This window comes from Erwinia typographi (assembly GCF_000773975.1).
Taxonomy (GTDB): domain Bacteria; phylum Pseudomonadota; class Gammaproteobacteria; order Enterobacterales; family Enterobacteriaceae; genus Erwinia; species Erwinia typographi.
Genome location: NZ_JRUQ01000111.1, coordinates 1 through 25,756, shown reverse-complemented (window position 1 = coordinate 25,756; position 25,756 = coordinate 1). Strand labels below are relative to the sequence as shown.

At 55.9% G+C, this 25,756-nt stretch carries 22 protein-coding genes, 2 tRNA genes and 1 pseudogene; 14 read left to right on the top strand and 11 right to left on the bottom strand.

The genetic code is table 11. The annotated features are described in order from the left end of the window. The first annotated feature begins 2 nt into the window (after window positions 1–2). A complete protein-coding gene (locus NG99_RS26805; RefSeq protein ID WP_034899816.1) occupies window positions 3–1,031 on the top strand; it encodes an HlyD family secretion protein in 1,029 nt (342 codons plus the stop codon). A 185-nt stretch (window positions 1,032–1,216) separates the two neighbouring features. After that, a complete protein-coding gene (gene ypdK / locus NG99_RS30455) occupies window positions 1,217–1,288 on the top strand; it encodes a membrane protein YpdK (RefSeq protein WP_157032729.1) in 72 nt (23 codons plus the stop codon). 52 nt (window positions 1,289–1,340) lie between these two features. Here ypdK and alaC read toward each other — a convergent pair whose 3' ends face one another. Both alaC and NG99_RS26795 read right to left on the bottom strand, forming a co-directional pair. Then, complete coding sequence (alaC, locus tag NG99_RS26800; protein WP_034899813.1) at window positions 1,341–2,576, bottom strand: alanine transaminase; 1,236 nt, start codon at window positions 2,574–2,576, stop codon at window positions 1,341–1,343. A 119-nt stretch (window positions 2,577–2,695) separates the two neighbouring features. Then, the gene (locus NG99_RS26795; protein WP_034899811.1) at window positions 2,696–3,223 is read right to left on the bottom strand and encodes a GNAT family N-acetyltransferase; all 528 of its coding nucleotides are present in this window, start codon (window positions 3,221–3,223) and stop codon (window positions 2,696–2,698) included. A gap of 120 nt (window positions 3,224–3,343) precedes the next feature. Between NG99_RS26795 and NG99_RS26790 the strand changes: the two are divergent. From NG99_RS26790 to NG99_RS26780, 3 genes and pseudogenes are all read left to right on the top strand, one after another. Then, a pseudogene (locus NG99_RS26790) lies at window positions 3,344–4,582 on the top strand (DUF1479 domain-containing protein). A gap of 133 nt (window positions 4,583–4,715) precedes the next feature. Further along, window positions 4,716–6,401 (top strand): sensor histidine kinase, encoded by a 1,686-nt coding sequence (locus NG99_RS26785; protein WP_034899850.1) that lies wholly within the window; start codon window positions 4,716–4,718, stop codon window positions 6,399–6,401. A 26-nt stretch (window positions 6,402–6,427) separates the two neighbouring features. Then, window positions 6,428–7,159, top strand: a complete 732-nt coding sequence (locus NG99_RS26780; protein WP_034899809.1) for a LytR/AlgR family response regulator transcription factor — start codon at window positions 6,428–6,430, stop codon at window positions 7,157–7,159. Between the two features lie 45 nt (window positions 7,160–7,204). Here NG99_RS26780 and glk read toward each other — a convergent pair whose 3' ends face one another. Together glk and NG99_RS26770 are read right to left on the bottom strand one after the other, a co-directional pair. Continuing rightward, window positions 7,205–8,170 carry a glucokinase gene (gene glk / locus NG99_RS26775; protein WP_034899808.1) on the bottom strand — a complete coding sequence of 322 codons (966 nt, stop codon included), beginning with the start codon at window positions 8,168–8,170 and terminating at the stop codon, window positions 7,205–7,207. A 151-nt stretch (window positions 8,171–8,321) separates the two neighbouring features. Continuing rightward, entirely contained in the window at window positions 8,322–9,974 is a 1,653-nt protein-coding gene (locus NG99_RS26770) for an alpha-keto acid decarboxylase family protein (RefSeq protein ID WP_034899806.1), read from the bottom strand. A 208-nt stretch (window positions 9,975–10,182) separates the two neighbouring features. On the opposite strand from NG99_RS26770, the gene mgrA reads away from it, so the two are divergent. After that, window positions 10,183–11,172: an L-glyceraldehyde 3-phosphate reductase gene (gene mgrA / locus NG99_RS26765; protein ID WP_034899804.1), complete on the top strand. Its 990-nt coding sequence runs from the start codon at window positions 10,183–10,185 to the stop codon at window positions 11,170–11,172. A 154-nt stretch (window positions 11,173–11,326) separates the two neighbouring features. Then, window positions 11,327–11,704, top strand: coding sequence for a DUF2502 domain-containing protein (locus tag NG99_RS26760; RefSeq protein WP_034899802.1), 378 nt, complete (start codon window positions 11,327–11,329; stop codon window positions 11,702–11,704). Window positions 11,705–11,791: 87 nt separating this feature from the next. On the opposite strand, the gene NG99_RS26755 is transcribed toward NG99_RS26760, so the two are convergent. Beyond that, complete coding sequence (locus NG99_RS26755; RefSeq protein WP_034899801.1) at window positions 11,792–13,030, bottom strand: Nramp family divalent metal transporter; 1,239 nt, start codon at window positions 13,028–13,030, stop codon at window positions 11,792–11,794. 367 nt (window positions 13,031–13,397) lie between these two features. On the opposite strand from NG99_RS26755, the gene NG99_RS26750 reads away from it, so the two are divergent. Then, window positions 13,398–14,588 carry a NupC/NupG family nucleoside CNT transporter gene (locus NG99_RS26750; RefSeq protein WP_034899799.1) on the top strand — a complete coding sequence of 397 codons (1,191 nt, stop codon included), beginning with the start codon at window positions 13,398–13,400 and terminating at the stop codon, window positions 14,586–14,588. A gap of 47 nt (window positions 14,589–14,635) precedes the next feature. Here NG99_RS26750 and NG99_RS26745 read toward each other — a convergent pair whose 3' ends face one another. Next, window positions 14,636–15,949 carry an LLM class flavin-dependent oxidoreductase gene (locus tag NG99_RS26745; RefSeq protein WP_034899798.1) on the bottom strand — a complete coding sequence of 438 codons (1,314 nt, stop codon included), beginning with the start codon at window positions 15,947–15,949 and terminating at the stop codon, window positions 14,636–14,638. A 1-nt stretch (window position 15,950) separates the two neighbouring features. After that, a complete protein-coding gene (locus NG99_RS26740; protein WP_034899797.1) occupies window positions 15,951–16,871 on the bottom strand; it encodes an ABC transporter substrate-binding protein in 921 nt (306 codons plus the stop codon). 245 nt (window positions 16,872–17,116) lie between these two features. Here NG99_RS26740 and NG99_RS26735 point away from each other — a divergent pair, with 245 nt between their 5' ends. Genes NG99_RS26735 through NG99_RS26720 form a run of 4 tightly spaced genes read left to right on the top strand, consistent with a single transcriptional unit; the run spans window position 17,117 to window position 21,356 of the window. After that, a complete protein-coding gene (locus NG99_RS26735; RefSeq protein ID WP_034899796.1) occupies window positions 17,117–18,196 on the top strand; it encodes an LLM class flavin-dependent oxidoreductase in 1,080 nt (359 codons plus the stop codon). Continuing rightward, entirely contained in the window at window positions 18,196–19,173 is a 978-nt protein-coding gene (locus tag NG99_RS26730; RefSeq protein ID WP_034899795.1) for an ABC transporter substrate-binding protein, read from the top strand. The genes NG99_RS26735 and NG99_RS26730 overlap by 1 nt, the downstream gene beginning before the upstream one ends. Further along, entirely contained in the window at window positions 19,166–19,756 is a 591-nt protein-coding gene (locus NG99_RS26725; RefSeq protein WP_034899792.1) for a cysteine dioxygenase family protein, read from the top strand. The genes NG99_RS26730 and NG99_RS26725 overlap by 8 nt, the downstream gene beginning before the upstream one ends. After that, window positions 19,749–21,356 carry a rhodanese homology domain-containing protein gene (locus tag NG99_RS26720; protein WP_034899785.1) on the top strand — a complete coding sequence of 536 codons (1,608 nt, stop codon included), beginning with the start codon at window positions 19,749–19,751 and terminating at the stop codon, window positions 21,354–21,356. Before NG99_RS26725 ends, NG99_RS26720 begins: the two co-directional genes overlap by 8 nt. Window positions 21,357–21,433: 77 nt before the next feature. Here the strand turns inward: NG99_RS26720 and mchS3 are convergent, their stop codons facing one another. The 3 genes from mchS3 to NG99_RS26705 all read right to left on the bottom strand — a co-directional run bounded on the left by mchS3 (window position 21,434) and on the right by NG99_RS26705 (window position 22,271). Then, entirely contained in the window at window positions 21,434–21,877 is a 444-nt protein-coding gene (gene mchS3 / locus NG99_RS26715; RefSeq protein WP_157032726.1) for an MchS3 family protein, read from the bottom strand. Between the two features lie 194 nt (window positions 21,878–22,071). Further along, a tRNA-Ala gene (locus tag NG99_RS26710) sits at window positions 22,072–22,147 on the bottom strand. A gap of 48 nt (window positions 22,148–22,195) precedes the next feature. Continuing rightward, window positions 22,196–22,271 (bottom strand) — tRNA-Ala (locus tag NG99_RS26705). A 432-nt stretch (window positions 22,272–22,703) separates the two neighbouring features. On the opposite strand from NG99_RS26705, the gene NG99_RS26700 reads away from it, so the two are divergent. Beyond that, entirely contained in the window at window positions 22,704–23,492 is a 789-nt protein-coding gene (locus NG99_RS26700) for a formate/nitrite transporter family protein (protein WP_034899778.1), read from the top strand. Window positions 23,493–23,640: 148 nt separating this feature from the next. Further along, window positions 23,641–24,000, top strand: a complete 360-nt coding sequence (locus tag NG99_RS26695; protein ID WP_034899777.1) for a YfeC-like transcriptional regulator — start codon at window positions 23,641–23,643, stop codon at window positions 23,998–24,000. 46 nt (window positions 24,001–24,046) lie between these two features. On the opposite strand, the gene gltX is transcribed toward NG99_RS26695, so the two are convergent. Further along, window positions 24,047–25,462 carry a glutamate--tRNA ligase gene (gltX, locus tag NG99_RS26690; RefSeq protein ID WP_034899774.1) on the bottom strand — a complete coding sequence of 472 codons (1,416 nt, stop codon included), beginning with the start codon at window positions 25,460–25,462 and terminating at the stop codon, window positions 24,047–24,049. Window positions 25,463–25,756 lie beyond the last annotated feature (294 nt).

The window sequence follows — 25,756 nt, the reverse complement described above, 5'->3', positions numbered from 1 at the left end:
ATATGAGCTTCACACCTGCAAAAAGAACCTTAACGTTAGTGGTACTGTTACTGATCCTGCTGGGGATGGCCTTCTTTGTCTGGTCAGCCATGAATCGCCACCAGGCGCGCACGGACGATGCGGTAGTCACGGCGGATTACACCTCCGTTGCGCCAAAAGTGTCGGGTTACATTCGCACGGTCAACGTTGCTGACAACCAGCAGGTAAAGGCGGGAGACGTGCTGGCGACCATTGACGATCGCGATTATCGCGTCGCGCTGGAAACGGCCGAAGCGAACCTGCAGGTCAGCCAGGCGAAGCTGACCAGCGTTGAGGCCCAGCTCGAACAGCAGCAGGCCGCGATTGCGCAGACCGACGCCGCCGTCAGCGCCAGCGAAGCCACGCTCAACTACGCCGGGCAAAATGCCGAGCGCTATCGCCGCCTGCTGAAAACCGGTACGACCACTGCCGATGAGCAGCAGAAAACCTATGCCACCCTGCGTGAAGCGGCAGCCCAGCTTCGCCAGAGCCAGGCCGCCGCATTGTCCGCGCGTAAAGAAGTGGGCATTTTGCAGGCCAGCGTTAAGCAGGCCAGCGCTGACATTGCCGCCTCTACCGCCAGCGTCGACCAGGCGCGCCTGAACCTTTCCTACACCCTGATTACCGCGCCGATTGCTGGTTCCGTTGGGCAGCGCTCGGCTCGTCAGGGGGCGTGGGTTGCCGCCGGTACACGGCTGCTGGCGGTGGTGCCGCTCCAGCAAACCTATGTCGTGGCGAATTTCCTTGAGACGCAGCTGGGTGACGTTAAGCCGGGCCAGGGCGTGTCCGTAGCGGTGGATGCCCTGCCGGGCGTGACGCTTCGCGCACATGTGGACAGCATCGCGCCAGCCACCGGCTCAACGTTCGCGGCCATTGCCGCCGACAATGCCACGGGGAACTACACCAAGGTTGTTCAGCGTCTGCCGGTAAAAATTGTGTTTGAGCCAGAGCAGGCCGATTTGGCTCGTTTGCGGGTTGGGATGTCCGTGGTGCCGGAGATAGAAACGCCGTAATAAGGCTTCAGTTAACGCGATCGGCTTTATTTTGCCAAACAGAGCGCGTAAATTAGCGTACGATCCTGCTATGAGCTTCTCATGGCTACCTGATACGGCAGAGCTTTGCGCCCTGTGGTATTGCATCTGTTCGCGTTACGCAGGCCCGGGATCGTCCCATCCCAGGCGCTCAGAGGAGTTGTTCGGTGAAATACGCTTTTATGGGAATCGCTTTTATCCTGTTGCTATGGATTGGCACGTTCTATCTGATGACCTGAACCCCACCAGGGCTTATTCAGCGGGGCAGGCCCGGTCAGCCTGCCCCGGTCTTCACACTTCTTCTTCGTTAACTTTTACTGAACCCGGTAAAATCCCGTCGGCACGGAACATTGATTTAATCCCTCTGACCGCCTGACGGATCCGATCGCTGTTTTCAATCAGCGCAAAGCGCACATGGCTGTCGCCGTAGTCACCAAAACCGATCCCTGGCGAGACGCAAACTTTGGCCTCCTGCAACATATGCTTGGCAAATTCCAGCGATCCCATCTGCGCGTAGTGGTCGGGAATTTTCGCCCAGACGTACATTGACGCTTTGGGAACATCGACCATCCAGCCCGCCTCATGCAGCCCTTTGACCAGCACGTCACGCCGCCGCTTGTACTGCTCAGCAATCTCCTTCACGCACTGCTGATCGCCCTCCAGCGCCGCAATCGCCGCCACTTGCAGCGGAGTGAAGGTGCCGTAGTCATGGTAGCTTTTGATCCTGGCCAGCGCGGCCACCAGCTCTTTGTTGCCGACCATAAAGCCAATACGCCAGCCCGCCATATTGTAGCTTTTCGACAGCGTAAAGAACTCTACCGCCACGTCCCGCGCGCCGGGGACTTCCATAATCGAAGGGGCTTTCCAGCCATCGTAGACGATATCGGCATAGGCCAGATCGTGAATGACCAGCACGTTATACTGCTTCGCCAGCGCGATCACGCGCTCGAAAAAGTCCAGCTCCACGCACTGCGCCGTCGGGTTTGACGGGAAGCCGAGGATCATCATTTTCGGTTTGGGGTAGCTCTCGCGGATCGCCCGCTCCAGCTCGTTAAAGAAATCCACGCCGGCCACCAGCGGAACCGAACGAACCTGGGCGCCGGCAATCACCGCGCCGTAGATATGAATCGGATAGCTTGGATTAGGAACCAGCACGGTATCGCCATGGTCGAGCGTAGCCAGCATCAGGTGAGCCAGCCCCTCTTTCGAGCCGATGGTGACAATAGCTTCCGACTCCGGGTCGATCTCCACCTGGTAGCGGTCAGCATACCAGCGGGAAATAGCCCGGCGAAGACGCGGGATACCGCGCGAGGTGGAGTAGCCATGCGTGTCGTCACGCTGGGCTACGGAACAAAGTTTTTCCACGATATGCGGCGGGGTCGGCCCGTCCGGGTTACCCATGCTGAAATCGATAATGTCTTCGCCACGACGGCGCGCCGCCATTTTGAGTTCGGCGGTGATGTTAAACACATAAGGGGGAAGACGTTCAATACGGGAAAAACGACGAGCGGAGCTGCTGTCAGCCATAGGATCCTCTGATTTACGTTAGCGCCCGGACCGTCCGAGCGACGCTGACCAGAAACTGGTCGAACAACGAACATAGCGTAGAGTCAGCAGCCCTGTCGAGAGGGCGGAATAAAATATTTTTAAACGTCGTTTTTCAGTCGTCCGAACACCCAATCGTTCACCCATTGCCCGCGCAGCAGATAATTATCCCGCAGGGTTCCCTCGAGCCTGAAGCCATTTTTCTCCAGCACGCGCCGCGACGCCCAGTTGCCCTCCACCACCTGCGCCTTGAGCTTGTGGAATTCACAGTGCCCGAACAGGTAAGTGACCAGCGCGCCCAGCGCCTCGCTGCCGTAGCCGCAGCCATAGTGGTTGCTGAGAAAAGAATAGCCCACTTCCGCCTGGCGATACGGCACCCATTCAGCGTTGACGCCAATCAGGCCAACCGCTTCGCCGCTGCTTTTCAGCCTGACCGTCAGACAGAGCATGTGGAAGCTGGTGACCTGCCAGGGCATCAGCCGATCGCTGAAGCGCTGGCGGATATCGGCCAGCTGCGGCACGGCGCTGATAAATTCCATGCTGGTTTTATCGGTATGGACCCGATGAAAAAGCGGCCAGTCTTCGGGCTGGAGCTTCATCAGCTGTAGCCGTTCGGTAATCAGGTGCATAGTCTCCTCACAAAAGGGGAAGCTTTATGAAAACTTCGCCTCTTTTAATTTCCGCTTTTATCGCCTGTAATTCACACAAGCCCTACATAAACATAACGAGATTTTTACAGGAGAATCCCTATGTCTTCCCTCACTATTGACAATATCCCACAGGCCATCGCCACCATTAAGCATCAGCTGCGTCAGGCGCTGCCCAACTATCGTGAAGTGTTTGAGCAGGTCGATGAAAACATCCGCGAGCAGATCAACGAGCTGAACCAGCTACAGCAGCGCGGCGAAAACCCGGTTCCCCAGCTCCATGCTGAAGACATTCTCCAGCAGAGGGTTACCGCAGAGCAAAAAGCCCAAATCCTGCGGCGCGGCTGCTGAGTGATCCACGGCGTATTTCCCCGGCAAACCGCTGAGGGGTGGAACGAGGAAATTGGCCGCTATCTTGATGACAACGGCTTTGTCGACCGCCTGAAAAATGCCGCAGAAGATAACTATTTCGGCGATCTTAAGCAGGGAAAGCCGCAGATTTACGGCATTTACTGGTCAAGGCCGCAGGTTGAGGCCCGCCAGCATCAGCGTATGAATGCGGTTCAGGTGTTTCTGAATTCCCTTTGGCAGGCCGAAAGCCAGGGGAAACAGCATTTCGATCCCACCCGCATCGTCAGCTATGCCGACCGCACCCGCCGCCGCCCTCCGCACTCCGGCTCGCTTGGCCTTTCGCCGCATATTGACGGCGGCTCGATTGAGCGCTGGCTGGATGAGAATTTCCGCCACGTATACCGTCACGTTTTCAGCGGTAACTGGCAGCAATATAACCCATTCGATGGCGAAATGCGCACGGAGGTCCGCGAATTTGCCTCTCCGGCAGTTTGTTCAATGTTCCGCACGTTCCAGGGTTGGACGGCGCTTACCCCCCAGCGAAAACACGGCGGCACGCTCAATTTGCTCCCGATCGCCAACGTGATGGCGTGGATTTTATTGCGCGCCCTGCAGGATGACGTGCCGGATGACGATCTCTGCGGCGCGGCACCGGGTCGGGCGCTCTCTGTCAGCGAAAAATGGCATCCCCTTTTGCTGAGTAGGATTTCCCCAATTCCAGATATGGAACCCGGCGATACCGTGTTCTGGCACTGCGACGTGATCCATTCGGTGGAAAATGAACATCTGGGCGAGGTCGACAGCAACGTAATGTACATTTCAGCCGCGCCCTGGTGCGAGAAGAATGCCGCCTACCTGAAACGCCAGTGGCCGGCATTTGTCGACGGTCGATCGCCGCCGGACTTTGCGGCCGATGACTTTGAGGTCGATTTTTCAGGACGGGCGACGGAAGCCATGCTGACGCCGCTGGGTAAAGGCCAGATGCAATAATCGCTTAATATTGATCTGAACGGGTATTGGGGCAAATCATTGCTCCGATACCTGGCACATCCCGCCCGCATTCCCTATCATAGTCCTTTCCCCTCTTTCTTCCGCCGAGGCGCCCGTGCACTCGATGTTCGATATGCTGCTTGCCGTGTTGGATCGCGCTGCGCTGATGCTGATCTGCCTGTTTTTTATGACCCGCACGCGCCATTTCCGCCAGCTACTGCAAAAGGATCAGCACTCGCGCCAGGAGCTGATGGCGGTCACCGCGATCTTTTCGCTGTTTGCCCTGTTTGGCACCTGGAGCGGCATCAACGTTGACGGCTCGCTGGTTAACGTGCGCACTATTGCTATCATGTCCGGCGGCATTCTTTTTGGCCCCTGGGTGGGCATTATTACCGGCGTGGTTGCCGGTCTGCATCGTTTTCTGATTGATATCCACGGCGTCACCTCCGTTCCCTGCCTGATCACCAGCATTATCGCTGGCGTGATCTCCGGCTATATCAACCTCAAAGTGCTGAAAGAGAAGCGCTGGAGCGTGGGGATTATTGGCGGGATGCTGTGCGAATCCCTGACCATGATCCTGATCGTCTTCTGGGCGAAGCCTACCAACCTGGGGTTGGAAATCGTCTCTGAGATTGCCGTCCCGATGATCCTTGGCGCGGTGAGCATCGGCCTGATTGTGCTGCTGGTCCAGAGCGTGGAGGGGGAAAAGGAGGCGATTGCCGCCAGGCAGGCCAAGCTGGCGCTGGAAATCGCCAACAAAACGCTGCCGCTGTTCAGGCAGGTTAACAGTCAGTCCCTGCGCCAGGTTTGCGACATCATCCGCGATGATATCAGTGCCGATGCGGTCGCCATTACCAATAAAAACCAGATCCTCGCCTATGTCGGCGTTGGCGAAGCCAACTACCATAACGGCGACGATGAGATCAGCCCGACGACCGCCAGATCCATCGCCAACGGCGAGATAATCATTAAAAATAACGATGAGGCGCACCGCACGCCGGAAATTCACTCGATGATCGTCATCCCGCTTTGGGAAAAAGGCGAAGTGACCGGCACGCTGAAAATTTATTACCGCCACGCGCACCGCATCACCTGGTCGCTGAAGGAAATGGCGGTTGGGCTGTCGCAAATTATCTCAACCCAGCTGGAGGTTTCCCGCGCCGAACAGCTGCGTGAGATGGCGAACAAAGCCGAACTGCGGGCGCTACAGAGTAAAATTAATCCCCATTTTCTGTTTAACGCGCTGAACGCCATTTCGGCCTCCATCCGTATTAATCCGGATACCGCCCGAATGCTTATTACCAACCTGTCGCGCTATCTGCGCTATAACCTTGAGCTGAATGACGATGAGATCATTGATATCAAGAAAGAGCTGTACCAAATCAAAGATTATATTGCCATTGAACAGGCTCGCTTTGGCGACAAGCTGACGGTGATCTATGACATCGATGAGGAGGTGAACTGTTCGCTCCCCAGCCTGCTGATCCAGCCGCTGGTCGAGAACGCGATCGTGCACGGTATTCATCCCTGCCGCGGAAAAGGCGTGGTGACGATCAGCCTGAAAGATCAGGGCGACAGGGTGAGGATTTCGGTGCGCGATACCGGCAACGGCATCAGTGAAGAGGTGATGGCGCGGGTGGAAAAGAATGAGATGCCGGGCAATAAAATCGGGCTGCTCAACGTTCACCACCGCGTAAAGCTGCTTTACGGCGAGGGCCTGCACATTCACCGGCGGAGTCCGGGCACGGAAATCGCCTTCTATATCAGCAAGAACGGCACCGCGCTCCCTACCAGCGAAAGCGTCTCTCTGCGGGCATAACGCCCTGCTAACTGCGGGATAAAGATGTGAAAGCGATAATAGTTGAAGACGAATTTCTGGCGCAGCAGGAGCTAAGCTGGCTAATCCGCCAGCACAGTCAGCTGACGCTGGAAGCCACTTTTGATGATGGCCTGGACGTACTGAAGTATTTGCAAAACCACCAGGTGGACGTGATCTTTCTGGATATCAATATTCCCTCGCTGGACGGCGTGCTGCTGGCGCAAAACATCAGCAAATTCGCGCAGAAGCCGCTGATCGTTTTTATCACCGCTTATAAAGAACATGCGGTTGACGCCTTTGAACTGGAAGCGTTCGACTACATTCTCAAGCCGTATCACGAGATGCGTATTATTACTATGCTGCGCAAGCTGGAGAACACGCTGCACCAGGCCGGGCAGCACAGCAGTCCCGAAGCCCTGCGCAGCCCGGTGCACACCATCAACCTGGTCAAAGACGAGCGGATTATCGTTACCGATATCAACGATATCTACTATGTCGAAGCCCATGAAAAAATGACCTTTGTCTACACGCGGCGGGAAGAGTATGTGATGTCGATGAATATCACCGAATTTTGCAGCCGACTGCCGGAAGAGGTTTTTTTCCGCTGCCATCGCTCTTACTGCGTGAACCTCAGTAAAATCCGCGAGATCGAACCCTGGTTTAATAACACCTATATGCTGAAGCTAAGGGATCTGGAATTTCAGGTGCCGGTCAGCCGCAGCAAGGTGAAAGAGTTTCGCCAGCTGATGCGGCTGTAGCAGGACAGGGAAATTCAGGGCCGGGAAAGCGGCCCTGATAAGGAGTTACAGCACGCTGCCCAGCGTCTGGCGCAGGTGCGCACCGGCACCCAGCAGGCCCGGCTGATCGTGGGTAATCAGGAACACAGGGATATTCTGCACGTAATCCTTAAAGCGGCCTTTGTCTTCAAAAGCGGCACGAAAGCCGGAGGATTTGAAGAACTCAAGGAAGCGAGGCACGATGCCGCCCGCGATATACACGCCGCCGAAGGTGCCAAGATTCAGCGCGAGGTTGCCGCCAAAGCGCCCCAGGATCACGCAGAACATCGCCAGCGCGCGGCGGCAGTCGGTGCAGCTGTCTTCCAGCGCCCGCTGCGACACGTCTTTCGGCTTCAGATTTTCCGGCACCCGGTCATCTGATTTAACAATCGCCCGATAGAGGTTCACCAGTCCCGCGCCGGACAGCACCCGCTCTGCCGAGACGTGGCCCAGTTCGGCCCGCAGGACTTCGAGGATCAGATCCTCCTCTTCGCTGTTGGCCGCGAAATCAACGTGGCCGCCCTCGCCCGGCAGGCTTACCCAGCGCTTATCGACATGCACCAGATGGGCCACGCCCAGCCCGGTTCCCGCGCCGTAAACCGCCACGGGTTTGTCCTTCACCGCTTTATCGCCGCCGAACTGCATAACGTCATCGTCGGACAGCATCGGGATCGCCATGGAAACCGCAGTGAAATCGTTGATGATTTCCAGATGCTCAAAGCCGAGGTTGGCTTTCATTTTGCTGGTGGAGAAGGCCCAGTCATGGTTGGTCATCTCAACCCAGTCGTCGGTAATCGGACAGGCAATAGCGATACAGCCGTCAACGATCTCCTGCTGCTGCTCATCCAGATAGAAGCGGATCACGGCTTCAAGGCTATCGTAGTCTGCCGTGGAGAAAGTTTTGGCCTGTGAAAGAGCGCCGTTTTCGACATCACACAGCGCCAGGCGGGCATTGGTGCCGCCAACATCACCTACCAAAGCATACTTAGTCATTATTGTTTTGCTCCGCTTACGTCATTTAAACACACTATAAAATTCCCCCACTCAAACAACAACGCCCACCAGTCAAAAGGCGCACGCTAAACGCCTACCTTACCTGCCCGTCGCGTCCTTGCCCACGGGCATCAATCTGAATTCTGTAACATTATGCGGAATTACGCTTGTTCAGCGCCGCCGTCACTGCCTGAAGCAGCGGCGGCACATCCAGCGGCGGCAGCACCACCTCCACCAGCGACAGTCGGCGGCTTTGCCTGATAACCTGCATAACTTCAGCCAGTTGCACCGTCTGCATCACCCGCCAGCTCTGCGCCGGACAGTTGAGGCTGAATGCCTGAGGCAGCTGCGTCCAGTTCCAGGCGGCTATATCATTGTAGCGCTGATGCTCTCCGTGGATCGCCCTTTCCACCGTATAGCCGCCATTATTCAGAATGAAGATGACGGGTTTCATGTCGTCACGCAGTATCGACCCCAGCTCCTGAATGGTCAGCTGAGCAGAACCGTCGCCGCTCAGCAGCACTACGCGTCGATCCGGGCAGGCTATCTGCGCGCCATAGGCCGCCGGTAGCGTATAGCCAATTGAGCCCCATAAGGGCTGAGTGATAAAGGTGACGCCCTCCGGTAATCTCAGGGCCGCCGCGCCAAACGCCGCCGTTCCCTGATCCGCCAGCACGATATCCCCCGGCTGGAGAAAATCCTGCATCGCCTGCCAGAAGGTATTCTGCGTCAGGGTATCGGAAGGCGTTTCATTAAGCGGCGGCGGTGAAGCCAGCGGCGCTGACCATTGCGGCGCATAGCGTTCCAGCAGAGGCTGTAGCGCGCTGAGGGCGGCGGCCATCGGCAGTTGAGCAAAGGTTTGCTCTCCAATCCGGCTGCTGAACAGACCAATATCAATCGTTTTCTGCGGGTCTGTCTGCTGAGTGAACCCGGCGGTAATCGTATCCGTGTAAAGAACGCCAACGGCGATCAGCAGATCGTTTTGCTCAATCAGCTGCCGCGTTTTGCCCGCGCTTGCGGCTCCGGCATAGGTGCCCGCAAAGCCCGCCAGTTGCTCCGGCAGCACGCCTTTGCCCATTAACAGCGTGGCAAAGGTCATCGGCGTGTCGGTCAGTATCTGCCGCAGGAGCGGCTGCTGCCCTGCCCTGTCGGCGAGGAAGTCGGCCAGCAGCGCCACGCTTTTCGCCGACGCCAGCAGCTGTTCAGCCGCGTTGGCAAAGGCTACTTTTACCGCCGGGTCGCAGGGTGTCGCCAGCGGCAACGGGTCGTCCGGCGGCGAAATTTCCGCCACGGCAACATCGGTGGGGAGGTAGAGATAGACCGGACGATGCTCACGCAAGGCGGTGAGCAGCAAACGATCGATTTCCCCGGCGGCGTTTTCTGGCGTCAGCACGGCCTGAGCAACGGTGACCTCCTGCGACATCCGCAGGAAGTGCTGATAGTCGCCGTCGCCCAGCGTGTGGTGAAGCAGCAAACCATCCCGTTCGGCAGCCCGCGAAGGCGCCCCGACAATGTGGACCACCGGCAGATACTCCGCAAAGCTTCCGGCGACGCCGTTCAGCGCGCTTAGCTCGCCAACCCCGAAGGTGGTCAGCAGCGCCGCCGCCCCGCGACAGCGCGCGTAGCCATCTGCGGCATAGGCGGCATTTAACTCATTCGCGCATCCAACCCAACCGATATCGGCGCTGTTAATCACCGCGTCCAGAAATTGCAGATTGTAATCGCCCGGCACGCCGAACAGATGCCCCATCCCGGCGTCCTTTAATCGACACAACAGATACTCGCCAACGGTCCGATTCCGCATGGATTTCCTCTCAGTTAAAGGTGCGTTTACTTGAGTATTGTCGATATTGTTCACCACGTTAGCGACTTTCCTGCGGCCAACTGGCAACCCGGCGTTACGCTTCGGAATTTTCTCCAAGTTTTGATCTTTCGCGCGAACAGGTTCGGTGTAACCGTATACACTGCTATGCTCTATACGGAAACCATCCCCCACTGAACAGGATTTATTCATGGTTTATCAGGCAGATGCAGAACGTTATCAAAAAATGACCTACCACCGCTGTGGACGAAGCGGCCTGAAACTGCCCGCCATTTCGCTGGGCCTGTGGCACAACTTCGGCGACAGCACCCGCGTGGAAAACAGCCGTGAGCTGCTGCGCCATGCTTTTGATAACGGTATCACCCACTTCGATCTGGCCAATAACTATGGCCCACCGCCGGGCTCCGCCGAGGAAAACTTTGGCCGCATCCTACGGGAAGACTTCGCGCCCTACCGCGATGAGCTGATTATCTCTTCTAAAGCGGGCTACACCATGTGGGAGGGTCCCTATGGCGACTGGGGATCCCGCAAGTATCTGATTGCCAGCCTTAATCAGAGCCTTAAGCGCATGGGGCTGGACTATGTGGATATTTTTTATCACCACCGCCCGGACCCGGAAACCCCGCTGGAAGAGACCATGAGCGCGCTGGACCATATCGTGCGCCAGGGAAAGGCGCTGTATATCGCGCTCTCTAACTATCCGGCAGCGCTGGCGGCCGAAGCCATTGGCATTCTCAAGCAGCTGGGCACGCCTTGCCTGATCCATCAGCCAAAATACTCGATGTTCGAACGCACGCCGGACAATGGCCTGCTCGACGTGCTGATTAAAGAGGGCGTTGGCAGCATCGCCTTCTCTCCCTTAGCCGGCGGCGTCCTGACCGATCGTTATCTTAACGGCATTCCTGAGGATTCGCGCGCCGCCAGCGGCAGCAAGTTCCTCAGCGGCGACCAGCTGACGCCGGAAAAAATGGAGAAAGTCAGGCAGCTTAACGCGCTCGCGCTCCAGCGCGGACAGAAGCTTTCTCAGATGGCGCTGGCCTGGGTCCTGCGTGAAAACCGGGTGACCTCAGTGCTGATCGGCGCCAGCAAAACCAGCCAGATTGACGATGCGGTGGGTATGCTGCAACAGCGTGAGTTCAGCCAGGCCGAACTGGATAAAATCAGCCGCATTCTTGGCTAATCTCCGTCCCGCCGCCTCCTGCGGCGGGATTTATAGATAAATCTCAAATCCCACCTTTACCCAGCTTTTCAGATTCCCCCAGGCGCAACGGCAGTGAACTCTTTATAATGTTGGCAACACAACGGAGCAGTAAAACCGTTGATAAGGAGATCCGATGAAACGTTTATTACTTGTTGCCGCTTTGCTGGCAAGTTTATCCCCGTTGGCGATGCACACAGCGCAAGCCGACAGCGCCAGAATCACCCTGGCGCCTGGCGTTACTCTGCACATTGGCGACCGCGACCCGCGCGGTTACTACTGGGATGGCGGACGCTGGCGCGACGATCGTTACTGGCACCGCAATTACCGCTATGACGAAGGTCGCTGGTGGCGACACGAGCAGTGGCGACGTCACGAAGAGATGCGCCGCCACCAGCAGTGGGAACGCCAGCGCCGTTATGAGCGGGAGCGGGAGTACGAACGCCGCAGGCATGACCGCGAGTACCGCCGTCATGAGTGGGAACGCCATCATGAGAGAGATCGCCATCACTGATCGAAAAAGCCGACCCTGTGGTCGGCTTTTTTATTTCGCACTGGACAAACTTATTTCATCTCAAGCGCTACGCCTGCTGACGCTGATTTACAGCCCGAGCGCCATGGCGACCAGCAGGTAGAGATTCAACGCCACCACCACCAGCACGATCGCCTTACCTATCCACTGCATCAGGGGAGGATTCACCATATCCCCCATCAGCTCGCGGTTACCGGTGAAAGCCAGCAGCGGCACCAGCGCCAGCGCAATGCCGAAGCTCAGCAGGACCTGGCTCATCACCAGGATACGCGTTGGCTCCCAGCCTGCCATTATCACGATAAAAGAGGGCAGCATGGTGATAACCCGGCGAACCAGTAACGGAATGCGGACGTGAATAAAGCCCTGCATAACAACCTGCCCCGCCATGGTTCCCACCACGGTGGACGATATGCCAGCCGCCAGCAGGCTAAGCCCAAACACCATCGCGGCCGCGCGGCCCAGCAATGGATCCAGCGTCAGATAGGCTTGATCCAGATCGGCAATACCGGTGTGTCCGCTAAAGTGAAAGGCCGCCGCCGCCGTCGCCATCATAGCCAGATTGACGAAGCCAGCGATGGTCATGGCTATCGCCACGTCCAGCTTGGTAGAGGAGTAGCGCTGCTCGCGCGAGCCGCCGTCCGGGCTTTGCGTCAGCGAAGAGTGCAGATAAATCACATGGGGCATAATAGTGGCCCCCAGCACGCCAGCCGCCAGCAGCACCGCATCGGCAGTGGGCAGCGACGGCACCGCCAGCCCCTGAACCAGATCGGCGATTTTCGGCTGGGAGAAAAACAGTTCAATCACGTACGCCGCCGCCACAAACAGCAGCAGCCCGCCAATCACCAGCTCCAGCGGCTTTTGCCCCCGGCTTTGCAGCATCAGGATCAGGAAAGTGGCCACGCCGGTCAGCACCGCGCCCTGTAGCAGGCTGACGCCGAAAATCAGCTTGAAGCCAATCGCCGCGCCGATAAACTCCGCGAGATCGGTCGCCATGGCGATAATTTCCGCCTGCACCCAGTAAAACCAGACGGCAGGACGAGGGAAACGATCGCGGATATGCTCAGCAAGGTTTTTACCGGTCGCAATTCCCAGCTTGGCTGACATCAGCTGGATTACCATCGCCATCACGTTAGCCCAGACCACCACCCACAGCAGTTTATAGCCATAGGAAGCGCCCGCCTGAATATTGGTGGCAAAGTTACCAGGGTCGATATAGCCAATAGCCGCGATAAATGCAGGCCCCATCAACGCAAATTTGATTTTGCGCGACCCGCGAATCGTTTGCTCTACTGTGCGGCCTTCAAACATTGTTGTACCCCTGCTAAAACCCTGATGAGATCATTGTCTTTTAAATGATAATGATTATCAAGCGCATTTGAATGGGTTTCAGTTATCGCTCTGATAGCCAGTACTAAGAAATATAGCAATGGCTATACCTTAAAACCAAACTACCCTATAGCTAAAAATTGAGCAATCACTTTTTGTGCGACAATAAAAGCATACCCTTTCACTGGGTGGGGTGTTTTTTTAAACAGTATCAGGATGTGATCGGGCGAATGGTTCCGTCGGGAACGGTGATAGGTAATTGTTATATTGTGTTCCAGGTCTCGTTTTTCGGCTTCTTGTTACATAGAATGTGCAGCGAAATATAACATCCTTCAAAAATGGAGCATACATGTCAGGCATTTTTCATTTTGCTTTGGCGCTGGTGATGGTAGCCGTACTGGCCCTGCTGGTCAGTACCGATCGGAAAAACATCCGCGTACGTTTTATTATACAACTTCTGGTTATCGAAGTGCTGCTTGCGTGGTTCTTCCTTAACTCAGAAGCTGGACTTGGATTTGTTAAGGGATTTGCAGGTCTGTTCGACAAACTGCTGAGCTATGCCGCGCAGGGAACCAATTTTGTTTTCGGCAATATGAACGACAAAGGCCTGGCGTTCTTCTGGCTCAACGTGCTGTGCCCTATCGTGTTTATTTCTGCACTGATCGGGATTCTCCAGCACTTCCGCATCCTGCCGATTGTGATCAAAGCTATCGGTACGGTGCTGTCAAAAATCAACGGCATGGGCAAACTGGAATCGTTTAACGCCGTGAGCTCGCTGATTTTAGGTCAGTCAGAGAACTTTATTGCCTACAAAGATATCCTTGGGAAAATGTCGCAGCGCCGCATGTACACCATGGCGGCAACGGCGATGTCTACCGTATCGATGTCTATTGTCGGTGCCTACATGACCATGATTGACCCAAAATACGTGGTGGCCGCGCTGGTGTTGAACATGTTCAGTACCTTTATCGTGCTGTCGATCATTAACCCGTATAAAGTCGACAACGAAGAAGAACTGACGCTGAGCGACCTGCACAAAGGGCAGAGCTTCTTTGAAATGTTGGGCGAATATATCCTCGCCGGTTTCAAAGTGGCGGTGATTGTGGCGGCGATGCTGATCGGCTTTATCGCGCTGATTTCCGCCATTAACGCGCTGTTTGATTTCATCTTCGGCATCAGCTTCCAGGGCGTGCTGGGCTATGTCTTCTACCCGTTTGCCTGGGTAATGGGCGTACCGGCTAACGAAGCGCTGAAAGTGGGCAGCATCATGGCCACCAAACTGGTTTCCAACGAGTTTGTCGCCATGATGGACCTGCAAAAAGTGGCGACCGAACTGTCGCCGCGCGGCGTAGGCATCCTGTCGGTGTTCCTGGTCTCCTTTGCTAACTTCTCCTCCATCGGGATTGTGGCAGGGGCGATTAAGGGCCTGCATGAAGAGCAGGGTAACGTGGTTTCCCGCTTCGGCCTGAAACTGCTGTACGGTTCAACCCTGGTCAGCGTGCTGTCCGCTTCGATTGCCGGTTTAGTGCTGGCCTGGTAATCGGCCCTGACGAAAAAAGGCGAGCCTGTAGCAGGTTCGCCTTTTTTTTATCCATAAACGGCAGGCAGTTCAAGATGCTCACGCAGCGTCTGTCCCTGATAGTCACTCCTGAACGCGCCGCGCTTCTGCAACTCAGGGATAACGTAGTCGGCAAAATTATTCAGCGATGCGGGCATATCGGCAGGCATCAGGACAAAGCCGTCGCAGGCTTTGTTTTCCACCCAGGCAATCATTTCAGCGGCAATCTGCTCTGGCGTGCCGGCAATCACCCGGAACGACGCGCTGGCGGCATAGGTTTTCGCCACCTCGGCCAGGGTCTTCTTCTCTTTGCGAGCCTGGGAAATCACATAGCCGAAGCGGCCTTTGCTGCCGCTGATTTTGTCAAAAATATCGGGAAACAGCGCATCTGGATCGTGCTGAGACAGATCGTAATTCATGCTGGCTGACATAAAGCTCAGCCCGGCCAGCGGGTTAACCAGCTCATCCAGCTGGCGGCGCTTCTCTTCCGCCTCCTGCTGGGTAGCGCCGACAATCGGCATAATCCCCGGCAGAATTTTACAGTCCTGCGGCGCGCGGCCCTGCGCAACCATCTCCTGCTTAAACTGCTGATAAAACTGCTGCGCTCGCTCCCGTTCAGGCTGGACGGTAAAAATCACCTCCGCGACCCTGGTCGCCACTTTTCTGAAATCGTCGGATACGCCGGCCAGGATCTGCACCGGCCTGCCCTGTGGCGAAGCGGCAACGGTCAGCGGCCCCTTAACCTGAAAATGCTCTCCCTGAAAATGGGTGTAGCTCACCTTCTCCGGGTCTACATAGATGCCGCTGTGCTTATCCGCAACCAGCGCATTGGGCTGCCAGCTGGCGAGCAGCCGATGAACCACGTCAATAAACTCGGCGGCGCGCTGATAGCGGGCGAGATGACCAGGGTGCTGCTGCTGACTGAAATTTCGCGCTTCCCCGTCGTTAGTCGAGGTCACCGCATTCCACGCCATGCGCCCGGCGCTGAAATGATCGAGCGTCGCGATAATGCGAGCGACATGGAAAGGCTCACCGTAGGTGGTCGATAAGGTGCCGCCCAGCCCAATACGCTGGGTAAACAGGCTCAGGGCGGTCAACAGCGCCATCGGTTCCGGCCGGGCATAGCCAGGACGCGACTGCACGGTACTGGCGATATCGTTACCGTAGATATCATCAATCGACAGTTTGTCGGCGATAAAAGCAAAATCAAACTTTGCCTGCTCGGCTTTTTTCACCAGATTCAGCCAGGTTTCGACCTTCATCGGATCGTGGTTTTCGGCCTCAGGATGACGCCAGCCGCCTGCATGTAAACCGGTATCGCTGAGATAGAGCGCGAGATGCATACTATTTCCCCTGCGACAGGCTGAGATCGATAAATGACGCTGCCTTGAGCGGTTTAGGAATCAATCCATTTTTAACGTAAAAGTCAGCGGTATTTTGCTGTATAGCCAACACCTCGGCAGAATCACTGTCGACGGTATTAATTTCACGTTTCACCTTTGCCAGCGCCACATCCTGCGGAATGCGCAACAGCTTGCTGATGGCAGCGGCGTACTCCTCAGGGTGCTGCTCTCCCCAGGCTCTGGCGCGGGTCAGCCGCTGGCTGAAGTCGGCCAGCTCGGCTTTTTTACTGGCAATCGCGCTGTTGCTGGCGACCAGGTAGTTCAGTGCCGGGTAAGCTTTGCCATCGGCCAGGATCTGCGCGCCGGACTGATGCGTGGCGAAGGAGACGTAAGGTTCCCAGGTAGAAACGGCATCGACACCGCCCTGATCCAGTACCAGCGTGGCCTCCGCTGGCGTAGTGAAAACAAAGTTGACCGCTTTAGGATCGACGCCAGCCTTATGCAGCGCCTGGAGTGCGAGATTATGACCGGACGAGCCTTTGACCGTAGCGATACGTTTTCCCTGTAGATCCTTCACGCTGCGAATGGGGCTGCCCTTTTTCACCACGATCGCATTACCGGCATAGCGGGTGGCGAGAATACCTTTGGCATCCAGCCCGGCGGCAACGGCAAACGTTAACGGCGCATCGCCGACCGATCCGGCATCGATTGAACCGGCACGCATCGCCTCAAGCAGCGGCGCGGCGTTGGCAAATTCATGCCAGTCCAGGGTGTAAGGCGTGTTTTTCAGCTCGCCAGCGGCTTCAAGGATAGCCCGCGCATTGCCACGCTGATCGCCAACAGAAAGCGTAGCGGCGGACCACACGGGCGAGGCGAAAGCGGCGAGAAGTAAAGTAAAAGCGGAGAAGGCGTGCGATTTCATCTGGTGTCTCAATATAAAGAAAACCTGAGACTAGCATCTGCTTTTTTAGAACCTAAATGCATTTATTGCGCATAATTAATGCATTATTAGCATAAAGAACGAACCTTTACCTGCGGATATTTACGGTTGAGCGATAGCCGAATTTACGCAAAGCTTTGCAGATTTATGAATTTCACACGCCTTCTCTTCAACTATACGGTTTTCTTTCCGCCGGCGTTTACCGGCCCTCACCTGGAGAAAACCCCATGAGCATTCAATTTCTCGGTATGATTGGTCATCGCCTGGCGTCCGAAACCATTCCTGCCAGCGGCCCGTTATTTAATAAACAGTACATTGCGGATTTTGCTCGTGCTCATGAGCAGGCCGGTTTTGATCGGGTGCTGGTAGGTTACTGGTCAGATCAACCGGACGGTTTTCTGGTCACGGCGCACGCAGCGGCCAATACTTCAACGCTGAAATTCCTGTTAGCACACCGACCTGGCTTTGTTTCGCCTACCCTCGCCGCCCGCAAGCTCGCCACCCTCGATCAGCTCACCGATGGCCGGCTGGCGGTACATATCATCAGCGGCGGCAGCGACGTTGAACAACGACGCGACGGCGACTTTCTCAATAAAACGCAGCGCTATGAGCGCACCGATGATTTTCTTAGCGTGCTGAGACAGAGCCTGACCTCTGACCAGCCTTACGATCATCAGGGCGACTATTTTCAGACTGAGCAAGCCTTCTCATCGATCAAGCCCGTTCAGGGACTGCCGATCTATTTTGGCGGCTCCTCGCCTGAAGCCATTAAGGTGGCGGCTCGCCATGCGGACGTGTTCGCCCTGTGGGGAGAACCGCTGGCTGGCGCGGCAGAGACGGTACGTACGGTACGGGCCGAGGCCGCCAGACAGGGCCGCAAGATCGGTTTTAACATCTCATTCCGCCCGATCGTTGCCGCCACCGAAAAGGAAGCCTGGGAAAAAGCGGAGCATATCCGTGAAATCGCCCGCAGGAAGCTACAGGAGTCAGGCCATGATTTCGGCCTGCCAAAACCGCAAAGCGTTGGCGCCGAACGCCTTCTGGCGGCCGCGAACGAAGGCGATCGTCTCGACCGCTCGCTGTGGACCGGCATCGCTAAGCTGGTCAGCGGCGGCTATAACTCCACCGCGCTGGTAGGGACGCCGGATCAGGTTTCTGACGCGCTGCTGAAATATTACGATTTGGGGATTGAGAGCGTGCTGATCCGCGGCTTCGATCCGCTGAACGACGTGGTGGAATACGGCAAAGAACTGATTCCTCTGACGCGCGAGAAGGTTGCGGCGCGTAAAGTTGCAAGGAGTGCCTGATGCGGTTCCCCTGGTTACTGGCAATAGTCCTGTCGACAGTTGCCGCTTCCGCAGCGGCGGCAGAGAAAGTTACGCTGCGCCTGGGCGACGTGAAAGGCGATCGCTTTATCTCTCTTCGTGAATCAGGACAGCTAAAAGATCTCCCTTACGATCTCAAACTGACATCGTTTGACTCCGGCGCGCCGGTGCAGGAAGCGCTCAATGCTGGCGCATTAGACGTCGGCTTTACCGGCGACCTGCCCTTTCTCTTTGTTTATGCCGCCGGTGCGCCGGTGAAAGCCGTTGGCGCCTGGCAGAACAATCCTGACAGCATTGCTTTGCTTACCCGTTCCGACGCCGGGATACAGAGCTTAAAAGATCTGAAGGGCAAACAAATTGCGGTCAACCGCGGCGGCTGGGGGCACTATTTGCTGCTTGGCCTGCTGGAGCGCGCGGGCCTGAAGCCTGGCGACGTCACGCTACGCTTCCTGGGGCCCGTCGATGGTCGGGCTGCTCTGGCCAGCCATGCGGTTGATGCCTGGGCGACATGGGAACCTTACGTCTCTTCTGCAAGAGTTGTGGATCGCGATATTTTGGTTCCGCAGGGCGGCGGCAAAGGTATTCTCTCCGGCTACTCTTACGCGCTGGCGCGCGAGGAAGCCCTGAAGGATGCGGGAAAACGCGAAGCCATTGCCGATTTGCAGGCCCGCCTGGCAAAAGCCCAAATCTGGGCACAGCAGCATCCTGAAGCCTTCGCTAAAGCGCTTTCCGTTTCACTGGGTATGCCGGAAAACATCACTCAACGCTGGATTGCCAGCGCGCAAATTCGCCCGGTCGATTTCACGCCGAAGCTGGCGGACTCGCTGCAAAAGTCCGCCGACTTTTTCTATAAAAATCATGTTCTCCCTAAACCGGTTGATGTTCACCAGGCTTTTGATTACAGCCTGTCGACACAAGCCAACCAGATCGCTCTCAGCCAGGAGACAAAGCATGAGTGATTTACAGATCCATCGCCTGCGCGAATTTGTAGGCGAGCTGGCCACGCTGGTAGATGAACGGCCGAGCGAAGCCGATCTTCTCCAGCGCGGCAGCCAGCTGCTGCAGCAGCTTGTCCAGCACGATGACTGGCTTGCCGATGAGTTTGCCCAGCCAGACCCGGCACGCTACCAGCAATATCTGCTCCATGCCGATGCCCGGCAGCGGTTTTCCGTGGTCAGCTTCGTCTGGGGCGCAGGGCAATCTACCCCGGTGCACGATCACCGCGTTTGGGGACTGATCGGCATGCTGCGCGGCGCAGAGGTTTCGCAAAATTTCACCCTGACTCCCCAGGGGCTGTCTCCTCACGGCGATCCCATTCGCCTGGAGCCGGGCAGCGTGGAGGCAGTTTCGCCGCAGGTGGGCGATATCCATCGCGTTAGCAACGCCTTTAGCGATCGCACATCGATCAGTATTCATGTTTATGGCGGCAACATCGGCGCGGTAAAGCGCGCGGTGTATACGGAAACGGGCGAGGAAAAACCGTTTATCTCCGGCTATAACAACGCCTTTTTACCCAATATCTGGGATCTCTCACATGGTTGATCATCTTATCCACACCCGCAGTTATCACGATATTCGCCAGGCTTTATCAGAGAAGCAGGAGCTGGCCCTGATCGATGTCCGGGAAGAGGCGCACTATGCCGAAGGCCATCCGCTGTTTGCGGTAAACATTCCGCTGTCGAAGCTGGAGATTGAAATCCTGGACCGGGTTCCGCGTTTCGCGACTCCGATTACGCTTTACGATAACGGCGAAGGCCTGGTTAGCCAGGCGGCCGCGCGCTTAAAAGCGCTGGGCTATGGTAATGTCGCGCTGCTTAAAGGCGATCTGCAAGGCTGGCGGGAGGCCGGTGGCGAACTGTTTATTGACGTTAATTCACCGAGCAAAGCCTTTGGTGAACTGGTAGAGAGCCGGACCCATACTCCTTCCCTGCCTGCGGAAGAAGTTAAGGCGCTGCTGGAAAGTGGAGAACCGGTTGTAGTGCTGGACAGCCGTCGGTTTGATGAATACCAGACGATGAGCATTCCCGGCGGCATTAGCGTACCTGGCGCAGAGCTGGTGCTACGGGTTCGGGATTTGGTTCCCTCGCCAACCACAAGGGTGATTGTCAACTGTGCGGGAAGAACCCGCAGCATTATCGGTACGCAGTCGCTGGTCAATGCAGGAATAACCAATCCGGTGTTTGCTCTGAGAAATGGCACCATTGGCTGGACGCTTGCCGGACAGAAGCTGGAGCATGGACAGTCCCGGCGCTATGGTCAGAGCAGCGATGCCGCCAGAAGTCAGGCTGCCCGCAGCGCGCGCAGCGTCGCCGACCAGGCTGGCGTTAAGCGCCTGACGCTGACGCAGCTTCACCAGTGGCAGCAGGCGCAGACGCACACCGTTTACCTCTTTGACGTGCGCGATCCGGAAGAGTACGCCAGCGGGCATCTTCCGGGGGCGCGTTCCACACCAGGAGGGCAACTGGTACAAGAGACGGATCATTACGCCAGCGTACGCGGCGCACGGATCGTGTTAGCCGATGACGACGGCGTGCGCGCCAATATGAGCGCCTCCTGGCTGGTACAGATGGGCTGGGACGTATCGGTGCTGGACGGATTAACGCCGGGCGATTTCAGCGAACAAGGCGGCTGGGCGGCGAAGGTCCCTGCGCTTGCCACACGGCAAGAAATCTCACCGGCCGAACTGTCAGACTGGCTGAATACGGCCGGGACGCAGGTACTGGACTTCACCAGCAGCGCCAACTATGTCGCCAGCCATATTCCCGGCGCCGCGTGGCTCCAGCGCAGCTTGCTGACGCAGAAAGGGCTACAGGCACTGCCCACTGCCGAACGCTATGTGGTGACCTGCGGCAGCAGTTTACTGGCGCGCTATGCGGTGGAAGAACTTCAGCAGCTTAGCGGCAAACCGGTGGCGGTACTGAAAGGCGGCAATGCGGCATGGCGAGCCAGCGGGTTGCCGGTTGAGCAGGGAGAAAGCTTATTATTGCAGCCGCGCACTGACCGCTATCGCCGCCCTTATGAAGGCACCAATAACTCAGCAAAATCGATGCAGGATTATCTGGACTGGGAGTTTGGGCTAATTGCCCAGCTCAATCGTGACGGCACGCATGGGTTCAATGTGTTGCAGATAAATAATCGCTAGCGGGTCTCTGATATCATTCGGGGCAGGTATTACTGCATTGCCCTGAATGATTAGCGTCTTTATTTCCTCCATGTGATTTAATTACAACCGTGCTGTTTTATTGATTGAAATATCTGTTCAAAACGTTCTCTGAACAACCTGTCAGCCTTTAAAACGGAGACACGTTCAGCGGTTAAAGGCGGAATAATCTTTTCCAGCATATACCGTTTCATCTCCCACAATCCGCAGGCAGCATAGAGCTTGCTCTCTGGTGTTGAATAGGGTGATCTGATGGCATTTTCGAAAAATACAGCCGAATCCTCCTGACTGAGGATTTTTTCATAAAGAACCTGCTGTGGCATTTTCCGCGCAACAAATCCATTAAAACCGATCGAGAATACGTTAATTTTATAAAAGTCAGTTTCAAGACTTTCACTCGCTCTGGCTGGAATAAATATAAACAATCCAAGTATAATATAAAAATTATAATTCATTATAGAAGCGCCCTGTTCCGCAAAGTCAAAAGCAGAATAAAGGCGCATGCTTATTATTGATGTGACAGGATTCACATGTAATAATTATAATTCTCATAAACTTAAAAATGGATTTATTACTAAATGGTGCCATTAAGGCATTATATTTCAGCCGCTGAATTTATCAGCAGAGAGACTTACTTAGAAACAGGGGGAGTCATTAGCTTTCGAGAGGCGAACTGATATCTGTCCGAAGGGTTGATTGGTGGAGATAAGCGGGATCGAACCGCTGACCTCTTGCATGCCATGCAAGCGCTCTCCCAGCTGAGCTATACCCCCACTACATTCAATCTGTTATCCGGCGCGACCAATCTCCTGGTGAAGATTTGGTGGAGATAAGCGGGATCGAACCGCTGACCTCTTGCATGCCATGCAAGCGCTCTCCCAGCTGAGCTATACCCCCAAACCGGATAACCTCGCCGGACAACCATGTCGTCTCGACGGCGGGGATAATATGAAACGGTGCTAGTGGTGTCAACGGCAAATTACCAAACTGTGCCCGATCGCTGAAAAAGCCGTCAACGCCGCGCAAAAAGTGCCATGTTGACGCGGGTACTTAACCAGCAGAAACCGCCCTGGCTGCGGCCTGAATGGCGACAAAATAGCGCTAATAACGGAATTTCTACCTTAAATTTCTGCGACTGGCTTTCGCACCGCGCCATCCTGTAAACAGAAGGTTAATTAGCTGCCTAATTGATCTTGTTTTTGTTAATTTCTCGTGCAAAACTGCCCGCGTTTTCGAAGGCCGGGACCCTCTCAGCGCTGGATGCGCGCGTAGCTATGACGCGATGGATCCGGCCACTCTATCCTTCACTACACCAGAATCAGAGCTATTATGTCCTTGTATTCACCTAAAGAAATCGCTGCGGTTGCTATTCAGTCCGGCGTGGCTAAAAGCCAGGCTTCCATTCCTACTTTACTGATCCTCGGTTTTCTCGCCGGCGCCTTTATTGCGCTCGGTTTCCTGCTGGACCTCCATGTGATCAACTCTCTGCCTGCGGACTGGGGTTCATTCGGTGGCCTGCTTGGCGCCGCGGTGTTCCCGGTCGGCATCATTTTGACCATTCTGGCAGGGGGAGAACTGCTTACCGGCAACATGATGACGATGCCCATTGCCTGGTTTGCCCGCCAGATCAGCGGCGGGAGCGTGGTGCGCAACTGGTTCTGGGTGACTGTGGCCAACTTTATCGGCAGCGTCGCCATCGCCTGGTTCTTTGGCCATATGCTGGGCATGACCGAAGGCGACTACCTGAAGAAGACCGTTGCCATCGCCACCGCTAAGGTTAACGCCGACTTCACCAATGCCTTTATCTCCGGTATCGGCTGTAACTGGCTGGTGTGTCTGGCTACCTGGCTGGCGTTTGCCAGCAAAGACGTGGTCGGTAAAATTTTTGGCATGTGGTTCCCGGTTATGGCCTTCGTCGCCATCGGCTTCCAGCACGTCGTCGCCAACATGTTTATTGTGCCCGCCGCCATTTTCGCCGGCTATCTGAGCTGGTCAGCCTACCTGCCTAACTTTGTTGCCGTTTTCCTTGGCAACACCGTTGGCGGAGCGGTATTTGTTGGCCTGGCTTATTACATGGCCTACCGCCCGCAGTCCGAGTCTGAAAAAGCGTCCAGCTAAGTGACTCTTTCCCTCTGCCTCTGCGGCAGGGGGAATTCCCCCTCTTCTTACCGCCCCGTCCCGCTATTACTGATTCCTGTTAGTTGTTCACGCAACAAAAAGCTGTAATATGTTGACGTTATCTAACGTCGCAAACAGGAATTGCAATATGAAAAAGGAATGGTTAACGCCAGAAGAACTGGCCAGAGAGACAGGTTTCAGCCGTCAGACGATCAATAAATGGGTGAAGAAAGAGCGCTGGATCACCAAGCCAAAACCCGGCGTTCAGGGTGGAAAAGCCCGGCTGATCCATATTGACGAACGGGTCAGAACCTTTCTTAAATCTACTCGTCATGCCGCCGAACCTTCGGCGACCTATCGCGTCCCACCGAATTCTCTTTCCTCGCTGTTAATGACTTCGTTACAGCAAATGAACAGCGAAGAGCAGGAAAAGTTGTACGCGATGCTGTTACGTGAAGGCATACAAGGCTTGCTGCGTCGCCTGGATATCAGCGATGACCAGCCATAAAAAAATCCGGCCTGATGGCCGGATCTTTTTGAACGCGTCGTGGGTTTTACTGCTGAGCTTCACGCCCGGCAATATAGCCCAGCGCCTGCCCAATGCGGGCCAGGGAACGAGTCTGGCCGATAGCGTGCACGGTGACGTCCAGCGCGGGTGACTGACCCGCGCCGGTCACGGCCACGCGTAGCGGCATACCGACTTTACCCATACCCACTTCCAGCTCGTCAGCGGTCGCCTGAATAGCCTGATGAACGTTTTCTGCCGTCCATTCAGTAATGGCGCCCAGCTTATCGCGAACCACTTCCAGAGGCTGTCGCGCTACCGGACGCAGGTGTTTTTTCGCCGCGTCGGCATCGAACTCAGCAAAATCTTCATAGAAGTAGCGACAGGAAGCCGCCATCTCTTTCAGCGTCTTGCAGCGCTCGCCCAGCAGCGTAACCAGCTGCGCCAGCTCAGGTCCAGTGCGCGTGTCGATGTTTTCCTGCTCGATATGCCACTGCAGATGGGTGGCAACATATTCAGGCGCCAGGCTGGTAATGTAGTGGTGGTTGAGCCACTGGAGCTTCTCGGTATTGAATGCGCTGGCGGACTTGCTGACGGCATTCAGGTCGAACAGCTCTTTCATCTCGTCAATGCTGAAGATCTCCCGATCGCCGCTGGACCAGCCCAGCCGCACCAGGTAGTTCAGCAGCGCTTCCGGCAGATAGCCGTCGTCACGATACTGCATCACGCCAACCGCGCCGTGGCGCTTGGACAGCTTTTTACCGTCATCGCCGAGGATCATCGACACATGGGCATAGACCGGCACCTTAGCGCCAATGGCTTGCAGAATGTTGATCTGACGCGGCGTGTTGTTGATGTGGTCTTCACCCCGGATCACATGGGTAATTTCCATATCCCAGTCATCGATCACTACGCAGAAGTTATAGGTTGGCGCGCCGTCGGTACGGCGAATGATCAGATCGTCCAGCTCCTGATTGCTGAACTCGATGGGACCACGGATCTGATCGTCAAAGATCACCGATCCTTCCTGCGGGTTGCGAAAGCGCACCACGCAAGGCTCATCGTCAGCATGATGCTCATGACTATCGCGGCAGCGGCCGTCGTAGCGCGGCTTTTCATGATTTTCCATCTGCGTTTCGCGCAGCGCATCCAGCCGCTCTTTTGAGCAGTAGCATTTATAAGCTGAGCCAGCCTCTAACATCTGGTCAATCACGGCGTTATAGCGATCGAAACGCTTAGTCTGGTAGTACGGGCCCTCGTCCCAGTCAAGGTTCAGCCAGTTCATGCCATCCATAATCGCGTCGATAGCCTGCTGCGTTGAGCGTTCAAGGTCGGTGTCTTCGATACGCAGCACAAACTCACCGCCCTGGTGGCGGGCGAACAGCCAGGAATAGAGGGCGGTACGAGCGCCACCAACGTGCAGGTAGCCGGTTGGGCTGGGTGCGAAGCGGGTTTTGATTTTCATTAACAGCTGCCTTATTACGCTATCAGAGTCGGCCAATGCCGGGAGAGGTCTGATAAAGACCAACAGAAAGTGGACAACATTCTACCATCTGAAGGCGAATCCTCAACGGCATTCCCCCGGTTGTTGAAGGCCTTTGGCGCAAAAGAACCTGACCCGCTGCGTTTTCTGCACAAAAGCGCAACATCTTGTTTAATTTTAAGACGAACGCACATTTTCGTTTTAAAAACCGTTGACTCATTTGCCGCGATCCCTATAATGCGACTCCACACAGCGGGGGTGATTAGCTCAGTTGGT

Bases quoted from the DNA above. Each gene is read 5' to 3' on its own strand.
- NG99_RS26700 (WP_034899778.1), top strand. From the start codon at position 22,704: ATGTCCTTGTATTCACCTAAAGAAATCGCTGCGGTTGCTATTCAGTCC.
- NG99_RS26695 (WP_034899777.1), top strand. From the start codon at position 23,641: ATGAAAAAGGAATGGTTAACGCCAGAAGAACTGGCCAGAGAGACAGGT.
- NG99_RS26730 (WP_034899795.1), top strand. From the start codon at position 18,196: ATGCGGTTCCCCTGGTTACTGGCAATAGTCCTGTCGACAGTTGCCGCT.
- glk (WP_034899808.1), bottom strand. From the start codon at position 8,170: ATGACTAAGTATGCTTTGGTAGGTGATGTTGGCGGCACCAATGCCCGC.
- NG99_RS26740 (WP_034899797.1), bottom strand. From the start codon at position 16,871: ATGAAATCGCACGCCTTCTCCGCTTTTACTTTACTTCTCGCCGCTTTC.
- NG99_RS26745 (WP_034899798.1), bottom strand. From the start codon at position 15,949: ATGCATCTCGCGCTCTATCTCAGCGATACCGGTTTACATGCAGGCGGC.
- mgrA (WP_034899804.1), top strand. From the start codon at position 10,183: ATGGTTTATCAGGCAGATGCAGAACGTTATCAAAAAATGACCTACCAC.
- NG99_RS26760 (WP_034899802.1), top strand. From the start codon at position 11,327: ATGAAACGTTTATTACTTGTTGCCGCTTTGCTGGCAAGTTTATCCCCG.
- mchS3 (WP_157032726.1), bottom strand. From the start codon at position 21,877: ATGCGCCTTTATTCTGCTTTTGACTTTGCGGAACAGGGCGCTTCTATA.
- NG99_RS26795 (WP_034899811.1), bottom strand. From the start codon at position 3,223: ATGCACCTGATTACCGAACGGCTACAGCTGATGAAGCTCCAGCCCGAA.
- gltX (WP_034899774.1), bottom strand. From the start codon at position 25,462: ATGAAAATCAAAACCCGCTTCGCACCCAGCCCAACCGGCTACCTGCAC.
- alaC (WP_034899813.1), bottom strand. From the start codon at position 2,576: ATGGCTGACAGCAGCTCCGCTCGTCGTTTTTCCCGTATTGAACGTCTT.
- NG99_RS26750 (WP_034899799.1), top strand. From the start codon at position 13,398: ATGTCAGGCATTTTTCATTTTGCTTTGGCGCTGGTGATGGTAGCCGTA.
- NG99_RS26785 (WP_034899850.1), top strand. From the start codon at position 4,716: ATGCTGCTTGCCGTGTTGGATCGCGCTGCGCTGATGCTGATCTGCCTG.
- NG99_RS26725 (WP_034899792.1), top strand. From the start codon at position 19,166: ATGAGTGATTTACAGATCCATCGCCTGCGCGAATTTGTAGGCGAGCTG.
- NG99_RS26755 (WP_034899801.1), bottom strand. From the start codon at position 13,030: ATGTTTGAAGGCCGCACAGTAGAGCAAACGATTCGCGGGTCGCGCAAA.
- NG99_RS26735 (WP_034899796.1), top strand. From the start codon at position 17,117: ATGAGCATTCAATTTCTCGGTATGATTGGTCATCGCCTGGCGTCCGAA.
- NG99_RS26720 (WP_034899785.1), top strand. From the start codon at position 19,749: ATGGTTGATCATCTTATCCACACCCGCAGTTATCACGATATTCGCCAG.
- NG99_RS26805 (WP_034899816.1), top strand. From the start codon at position 3: ATGAGCTTCACACCTGCAAAAAGAACCTTAACGTTAGTGGTACTGTTA.
- NG99_RS26770 (WP_034899806.1), bottom strand. From the start codon at position 9,974: ATGCGGAATCGGACCGTTGGCGAGTATCTGTTGTGTCGATTAAAGGAC.